Source organism: Geminicoccus flavidas (genome assembly GCF_009806515.1).
In the GTDB taxonomy this organism is placed as follows: Bacteria; Pseudomonadota; Alphaproteobacteria; order Geminicoccales; family Geminicoccaceae; genus Geminicoccus; species Geminicoccus flavidus.
The window spans coordinates 1-809 of record NZ_WUJP01000317.1 but is presented as its reverse complement, the minus strand read 5'-3'; the positions used below and the strand labels follow the sequence as shown (position 1 = coordinate 809).

Sequence of the window (809 nt, the reverse complement as noted above, 5' to 3'; positions counted from 1 at the left end):
GCGCGCATCTGGCGCAGGGACAGGACCCAGAGGCCGGCCAGGACCAGGATGGTGAATCCGAACGCCGGCCATACATAAGCCGCATAGCCGCCCATCGCGAGGAACTCAGCCATGGATCGGTCCTCCGGTGCCGGCACTATCCCCGGCGGGCGGGGCACGGTATGCCGCGCTGCGCGGCACGAGCGGCGAGAGGCGGTTGGAATTGGACGCGAGCACCGGAGCTCCGGTCGAAGGTCATGGCAACGCGGCGCGACTCACGCCCGGGTCCGGCCAGGATCCGCAGCGGGCCGCCCTTGCGCCTAGCACGACTGTTGCCGAAGCTCCAACGCTGCCCGATGCGCCGGCCATCCGGGCCCAGGTCCAGGCATTGGGGGCGGCTGGTGCCACCGATATTCCCGGGCTCACGGCGGCGCTGAAGCGCATCCATGGCGATGCCCGCGGCCTGGTCCGCGCCGCGTTCGAGGCAGGCGGGCCGGCCGAGGCCGCGGTGGAGGCACTCAGCTCCATCACCGACGGGCTGATCCAGGGCCTGCTGGACCTGGCCAGCACTCATGTCTACCCGACCCCCAACCCGACCAAGGGCGAGGGCATGGCGGTGCTGGCGGTGGGCGGCTACGGGCGCAGCGAGCTCTGCCCGCACTCGGACATCGATCTCCTGTTCCTGGTCCCCTACAAGCGCACGCCGGTCGGCGAGCAGATCACCGAGTACCTGCTCTACCGGCTCTGGGACCTGGGCCTGAAGGTCGGCCAGGCGACCCGCACGACCGGCGAGTGCATCAAGCTCGCCCAGCAGGACCTCACCGTGTCGA

Annotated in this window: 2 protein-coding genes; one reads left to right on the top strand and one right to left on the bottom strand. The window is 70.7% G+C overall.

The window, feature by feature from the left end; translation table 11 throughout:
* On the bottom strand, positions 1-113 hold a 113-nt coding region (ccmD, locus tag EQG76_RS33335), incomplete at its 3' end, for a heme exporter protein CcmD (protein ID WP_159712502.1).
* An 83-nt stretch (positions 114-196) separates the two neighbouring features.
* Here ccmD and EQG76_RS33035 point away from each other — a divergent pair.
* Positions 197-809: DUF294 nucleotidyltransferase-like domain-containing protein (locus tag EQG76_RS33035; protein ID WP_321573441.1), on the top strand; the 613-nt coding region annotated here is incomplete at its 3' end.